The organism is uncultured Campylobacter sp., assembly GCF_938045535.1.
In the GTDB taxonomy this organism is placed as follows: domain Bacteria; phylum Campylobacterota; class Campylobacteria; order Campylobacterales; family Campylobacteraceae; genus Campylobacter_B.
Genome location: NZ_CALIMQ010000092.1, coordinates 1 through 6,891, shown reverse-complemented (window position 1 = coordinate 6,891; position 6,891 = coordinate 1). Strand labels below are relative to the sequence as shown.

Here is a 6,891-nt window from a genome sequence, read left to right as displayed (position 1 = left end):
TACCTTCGGGTATGATTTGGAGGACTTTGACTATGATTAAGTCCATATTAGACCTAGCAGAATGAAATTTATCCTACATATCTTTATTCTGCTACTATGTCTAAGTGACTAGGTTCTGTTTGGTTATATACAGTAAAAATAAGACGACATGCCGCGCAAACAAATAGTTTTATTTCGGGTTGCGCTGCATCATACCGCACGCCGTAACGACGCATCTAACGCCCTGCCAGATCGTGCTTTAGCTGCTACGTCGCGATGCGCTCTATCGCTGCGCCTTAAATCCTTGCGCCCGAGTCGCCTAGATCATCTTACCGACGAGTTTTTCTTTAAATTCCTTATAAATTTCAGGACCTGCGTGTTTGTATTCGCTCGTCAGCTTATTGTGAAATTCCGCCATATCGCCGCCGCTTTCGCGGTAGAGCTTGATCGCGTTTCGCCTTACGGCGCCGTCTTTTAGATCGCTATCATAGGTGATGTTTGCGTATCGCGTCCGCGCGCCGTCCTTGATCTCGCGGTAGGCCTCGCAGCCTTTGGCTCTTCCGAGCTTTGCGACGCACGCGGCATAGAGGGCTTGCAGACTCACGCACTGGGGTATCAGCGCCTCCGCCGCGGCAATGTCCGCTTTGGCGATTTTAAAATTTGCAGCCTTTTGTTCCTGTTGTGCGGCCTTCGGCTCCTGCTTTGCGGTTTTGGGCTCCTTTTTCGAGGCTTTTACCCCTTGCTTTTGAACCTTTGGCTCTTGCTTTGTGGCTTTCGGCTCCGCTTTTTGGGCTTTTTTCTCCGCCATGCCGTTTGCTTTGCCTTGCTTTGCGTTCACTTCTGCGGCATGCGAGGCCAGACTGATCTTTTCAAATTTAGGATTTTTGCGGTAGTTTAGATTATTAAAGAATTCTATCACGTCGTCGTAAAATTTATCGTTGCTGACGATGCCGATCTTGCCCTCCTGCCCGCAGAGCTTGCCCATCAAAAACACGATGATCTTATCGGCGAAATCCTTTCTTTGCTTGCCGATCGTAAAGACTTCACCTATGCTAACGCCCATCTTCGATAGGCGCGCAAGAGTCAAGGCGCCGATCTTTTTGGCGGTGTTGGAGACTATATTCAGCTCATCGCCCTCTTTGAGATTTACGACGTCGAAGATATTATCTACGTCGATATTTTCGTCATCTATGATAAAGTGTGTCAAATTCGATCCTTATTATTCGCCGAAAAGTCGCCAAAACTCGGGCGCAAATTTCGTCGGCGTAAATTCTATGATCTCGTATTTTGCGACGCCGTTTTGAAAGAACGGATCTTGCGCGATGATCTCATCAAGCTCCGCGCGGTTTTTGGCGTTGATTAAGATGATACCGCCTGTGCGAGGGACTTTGCGCCCCGAGCAGATAAATTTATCCGCCGCATAAAATCGGTCTAAAAACGCGTTGTGCTCGTTGATGAAGCGATCGATTTCGCTAATTTCTTTAACGTAAGTGAGGTTTGCAATAAACATTTTGATCCTTTGTGAGATTTAAAGCGCGATTTTAGCATAAAATTCCAACGGATAAAATTCCCGCCGGAATTTTCGCGCGCTACGTTATAAAAAATATCGGCGAAATTCCGATTATCGCGCAGCCAAGCGCTGCATAGCGAAGCTTTATCGCAGCAAGCGCGCAGATATTTGCGAGCGCGAAAAGAAGCGGCGGAATTTGCGCCTGAAAGCTCGGTAGCGCAAAGTTTAAAAACGCAAGCAGCGGCGTATCGAGCGCGCCGCCGAGCCCGAATAGATGCAAAAATATGCTCAGCGGATAAAAGATTACAAACACGTATCCTAGTGGCATGACGCTAAGCTGCTGCAGCGAAGCGGTCGGGAAGAAATAATAGACCGCTACGTTCATGCTGAGCCAAACGTAGAGGTTGAAAAGTATGACGTTCTGCCAGAGCTTAAATTTAGGCGCGAAGTGGTGCAGGTAGAGGAAGATATACAGCACGCCGAGGCAGGAGAAATAAAATCCGATCGAAAAGGCTAAATGCGGGAAAAACGCGAGCAGAAGCGCGATCGTTAGGAAGAGGTTCGTAAATTTAAGTACGTAGAAATTTCGCATCGCGAGGAAAAACCCCACGCAGCACATCGCAAGCGAGCGCAGAAAGCTCGGCGTAAAATCAAGCACGAAGAGATATCCGCTCATCAGCACGATCACGAATACGCTAAGATCGCGCCTCGCGCTGCGGTATGGAAAGTAGCGATCCTGAAAATAGCGATATATCGGCATTGCAAGCAGAAAGACGGTGCTAAAGATAATGCCCAGATGAAAGCCGCTGATCGAAATGATGTGCGCTATGCCCCAGTTCGTCACGCTAGTGCGCAGCGGTTTTGAAATTTCGGTCGCAAAATACAGCGCGGAGTAAAGATCCGCCGTCATCTCATCTTCGTGTTGGGCTCGGACGAACTCTATGGCGTGCCATTTTGCCCCGGAGGGCGCAAGCTCGTCTCCGATTTTAAAATTTGGCGCGTAAAAACGCTGCTTTAAAAAATCCAAAAATTTTACGTTTTTGGTTACGATGCCGATACTTACGCGCGCGAAGCGGTGAAATTCCCGCCCGAGCCCGGCAGTCGTGTAGAGGGTGAAATCCGCCGTTTTGAGCTTTAGCACCGTGTAGGTGCGGCCGCGCTCATTGGTTTTGGCGTAGGCGTTTAAAATTTGCGCGTCGTAAAAGGCGTAGTTTTTCTCGCGGAATTCTTTGAATTCATAAAATTTCAGACCTAAGTTTATCGATAAAATTCCAAGCAAAATGAGCAGAAAGTATAAAATTTCACGTTTTCGGTAAAAGAGTTGAAGCTTCACGGGCGGTATTTAAGTTCGCGCATGCGGTAGAGCTTTAAAAGTTCGAGCGTGGCGAAATTTTAAAATTCCAAGGCTCTATGCCGCACCGCCTCGTAAAAACCGGACGGCGCGGCATAAAATAAGCCCATCTTAGCACGAATAATTCGTCGCAAACTCAAACGGCGTAGGGCGCGCCTCGTAAGGCCAAACCTGAGTTTCAAATTTAAAATGCTGATAGGTCTCGATAAAAAGCTCGCTCATTATCGGGCGCAGATACTCATTATCGCGGATTACTGCTTCTAGACTGCCGCGAAGCGTGTGCGGAAGCTGCTCGATGCCGCGCTCGCGGATCTCATCCAGGTGCAGCTTGAATAAATTCTCATCCATCGGCCCCACCGGCTCGGTTTTGTTTTTGATACCGTCAATCCCCGCCATCAGCATCGCCGCAAATGCCAAATACGGGCATGCGGTGCTATCGGGGAAGCGCATCTCCGCGCGCACCGAGTGCTCGCCGCTGCCGTAAGGGATGCGGATAGAAGCGGAGCGGTTTTGGCTCGAATAAGTTAGAATGGACGGCGCCTCAAAGCCCGGGATCAGGCGCTTGTAGCTATTGGTGCTCGGGTTCGTAAACGCCGCGACGCTGCGCGCATGCTTTAGCACGCCGCCGATATACCACCTCGCCGCGTCGCTTAAATTTGCGTAGTTGCCCTTTTTGTAAAAGGTGTTTTTGCCCTTTTTCCAGATCGATTGGTGCACGTGCATTCCGCTGCCGTTATCACCGTAGAGCGGCTTTGGCATAAAGGTAGCGGTCTTGCCGTTTAGGTGCGCGACCATCTTTACGACGTATTTGTATTTTTGCACGTTGTCGGCGGCCTCGACGAGAGTGCCGTATTTAACGCCGATCTCGCCTTGGCCTTGCGCTACTTCGTGGTGGCAGATGAAGGTCTCAAGCCCGATCTGCTCAAGTACCTTTAGCATCTCGGCGCGCAGATCGACCATCGAATCGACGGGCTGGACGGGGAAGTAGCCGCCCTTTACGCCCGGGCGGTGGCCGCTGTTAAAGCCGTCTTTGTAGTTTTTGCCGCTGTTCCAATGCCCCTCTTCGGTATCTACCTTAAACATCGCGCAGTTCATATCGTCGATGATCTTTACGTCGTCGAAAACGAAAAACTCATTCTCCGGCCCGAAATAGCAGGTATCTCCAAGACCCGTGGTTTGTAGAAACTGCTCGGCTTTTTTAGCGATCGAGCGCGGGCATTTTTCGTAAAGCTCGTTTTTGTAGATATCGTAAACGTCGCAGATGACGATGATCGTAACGTCCGCGGTGAATGGATCTAAAAACGCCGTTTGCACGTCGGGCTTTAGCATCATATCGGATTTATCGATTGGCTGCCATGCCGCTACCGAGCTTGCGTCAAATGGAATTCCGTCGGCGAAGTCCTTCGGCAGGCGCTTGTAGTTGTAAGCGACGTGGTGCCAGGTACCCTTTAGATCGGTAAATCTAAAATCCACGAACTCGACCTCGTTTTCATCGCAAAATTTAAAAAATTCCTTCACGTCATTAACAAATTTTCCCATATTTTTTCCTTTTTTCCGCCCGTATTTGGGCTAAATTTAATGGCGGATTTTAACATTATTTAGTTGAAATTCGACTTTATCTGCGCGCCGTTTTGCGCACCGCGATTTTTAAAATTTCTCGCCGCCGTGCCTTTTGAAATCTGAAATTTTCACGCCGCCGAAGATTTTGAAATTTTAAAATTTGCAGCGCCGCGCCTTTTTAAATTTAAAGGCGACCGCCGTAAATTTACGCCAGACTTACAAACTGCCGCTCGCGATTTTTGAAAACGGCGATCCGCTCGTAGCCGAACTCGCGCGCTTTGGCGTAAATTTTATCGTAGTTTAGCGCTACTTGAGCTACCGAGTGCGCGTCCGAGCTAAGCGTGATCGGCACGTCCGCATCCGCTAGCATAGCCAAAAGCGCGTCGCTTGGATAAATTTCATTCGCGGGCTTGCGAAGCCCCGCGGAGTTTAGCTCTACGACGATGCCGCTTTTTTTGATCGCATTTATCGCGCCGCCTGCTAAAACTCTAATATCTTTTTTCGGAGTAAATTTAAAAATTTTAATCAGATCCATATGCCCTAAAATGTCGAATTTACCGCTTCTGCACAGCGCGCAGATCAGCGCAAAGTATTCGCGATAAACGTCGTCTATTTCGCGCCCGCTCCACTGATCTAAAAATTCCTCGTTATCAAAGCCCCAGTTGTTTAAAAAATGCACCGAGCCGATGAGATAATCAACCTCGCGCTCGAAAATCCGCTCATCCATTAGCTCTTTTTTCGTCATAAAATCGACCTCGTATCCCAGCCGCACGTCGATCCGCCCGCTAAACTCGTCCCGCAGATCCCTAATCATCCGCTCATAAAGCTCCATCTGCTCGAAGCTCATTCGGTATTTTTGATCGAAGTTCATCGGCGCGTGATCTGCAAAGCCGAAAATTTCTATGCCTCGTGCGATCGCCGCTTCCAAATACTGTCGCGGCTCGCCGTTAGCGTGGTTGCAAAGATAGGTGTGGTTGTGTAGATCGGCTCGCATCAACTGCTCCTTAAATAAAATTTTGGCTAAATTGTAGTAAAATCGTGCTTAAAAAATCACTAGGAATGTATTTGAAAAAACCCGAACTCTTAGCTCCTGCTGGGAATTTAACGAAACTAAAAATCGCCCTAGCTTACGGCGCGGACGCCGTGTATGCAAGCACCGGCTCATTTTCGCTGCGCCAGCGAAGCGCGAAGGAATTTAGCAAGGAAAGCTTTGCACAGGGCGTCGCGTACGCTCACGAGCGCGGCAAGAAGCTCTACGCGACCGTAAACGGCTTTGCGACCAACGGCCAGCTAGGAAACATCGAAAGGCATTTGGAATTTCTTCGCGACCTGCGCGTAGATGGAATTTTAATCGCCACTTTGGGCGTCGCGAGCCTTGCGCGAGCCGTAGCGCCTGAGATTCCGATTCACGTCTCTACCCAAGCTAACGTGCTAAATTATCTAGATGCGCAGGTTTGGGCGGAGCTGGGCGCCGTACGCATTGTCGCGGCGCGCGAAATGACGCTCAAAGACGCCGTGCAGATCAAAGATAAAATTCCAAATTTAGAGATTGAAATTTTCGTGCACGGCTCGATGTGCTTCGCATACAGCGGGCGCTGTCTTGTTAGCGCGATGCAAAGCGGGCGCTTCAGCAACCGCGGAAGTTGCGCGAACGACTGTAGATTTAACTACGAGCTTTATGCGAAAAATCCCGAAACCAGCGCGCTTTTTCGCTTGCAAGAGCGCGAGGGGGAGGGGACTTTCGTAATGAACGCGAAGGATCTTAGCCTCATTTCGCACGTGCAAAAGATCATGCAAACGGGCGCGATCGACAGCTTCAAAATCGAAGGGCGCACCAAGAGCGAATACTACGTCGCATGCGCCACGAACGCCTACCGCGCGGCGATCGACGATGCCGCGAGCGATAAATTTGAGGCCAGTGTTTACGAGCGCGAGATCGCGACGCTTAAAAACCGCGGCTTTAGCGACGGATATTTGATAAAGCGCCCGTACGAGCGAGAGGATACGCAAAATTTAGACCGCAGCATCGAGCTTGGCACGCATCAGGTTTGCGCGATCTCGCAGGACGGCGAGTTTATAAGCGTCAAGGATAAAATTTTACCCGGCGTTTCGTATGAAATTTTTGCCCCGCGCGGCTTTGAAATTTGCGCTTGCGATAATGAAATCGGCGAAATTTTTGAGCTTGACGGCAAGCCGTATTTAAAATTTAAGAGGCTGCAAAGCCGTAGCGGTAAGGAATTTGGCGAGATTCACAGCGGCAATCTAAATGAGATTAAGCTGCCTGCGAAGCTCGCGGAGTTTTGCTTTTTAAGAAAGGAGATAGAATGAAATTTGTTTCTATAATAATGGGCTCAAAGAGCGATTACGAGGTCGTTTACGAGGCGGCTAAAATTCTAAACGAATTTGGCGCGGCGTACGAGATGATCGTATCTTCGGCGCACCGAAGCCCCGCCCGCACGGCTAAATACGTCGCGGACGCCGAGAAAAAGGG

7 protein-coding genes are annotated in these 6,891 nt (G+C 49.4%); 2 read left to right on the top strand and 5 right to left on the bottom strand.

The window, feature by feature from the left end; translation table 11 throughout:
• Positions 1-298 precede the first annotated feature (298 nt).
• The 5 genes from Q0095_RS03050 to Q0095_RS03030 all read right to left on the bottom strand — a co-directional run bounded on the left by Q0095_RS03050 (position 299) and on the right by Q0095_RS03030 (position 5,394).
• A complete protein-coding gene (locus Q0095_RS03050) occupies positions 299-1,186 on the bottom strand; it encodes a hypothetical protein (RefSeq protein ID WP_297881250.1) in 888 nt (295 codons plus the stop codon).
• Between the two features lie 12 nt (positions 1,187-1,198).
• A complete protein-coding gene (locus Q0095_RS03045; protein WP_297881248.1) occupies positions 1,199-1,489 on the bottom strand; it encodes a YciI family protein in 291 nt (96 codons plus the stop codon).
• Positions 1,490-1,568: 79 nt separating this feature from the next.
• Positions 1,569-2,822: a ComEC/Rec2 family competence protein gene (locus tag Q0095_RS03040; protein WP_297881246.1), complete on the bottom strand. Its 1,254-nt coding sequence runs from the start codon at positions 2,820-2,822 to the stop codon at positions 1,569-1,571.
• Positions 2,823-2,951: 129 nt separating this feature from the next.
• Positions 2,952-4,379, bottom strand: a complete 1,428-nt coding sequence (gene glnA / locus Q0095_RS03035; RefSeq protein ID WP_297881244.1) for a type I glutamate--ammonia ligase — start codon at positions 4,377-4,379, stop codon at positions 2,952-2,954.
• Between the two features lie 226 nt (positions 4,380-4,605).
• Positions 4,606-5,394: a histidinol-phosphatase gene (locus Q0095_RS03030; protein ID WP_297881242.1), complete on the bottom strand. Its 789-nt coding sequence runs from the start codon at positions 5,392-5,394 to the stop codon at positions 4,606-4,608.
• Between the two features lie 71 nt (positions 5,395-5,465).
• Between Q0095_RS03030 and Q0095_RS03025 the strand changes: the two genes are divergently transcribed.
• Together Q0095_RS03025 and Q0095_RS03020 are read left to right on the top strand one after the other, a co-directional pair.
• Positions 5,466-6,728: a peptidase U32 family protein gene (locus Q0095_RS03025; protein WP_297881240.1), complete on the top strand. Its 1,263-nt coding sequence runs from the start codon at positions 5,466-5,468 to the stop codon at positions 6,726-6,728.
• On the top strand, positions 6,725-6,891 hold a 167-nt coding region (locus Q0095_RS03020), incomplete at its 3' end, for an AIR carboxylase family protein (RefSeq protein WP_297881252.1). The genes Q0095_RS03025 and Q0095_RS03020, both read left to right, overlap by 4 nt.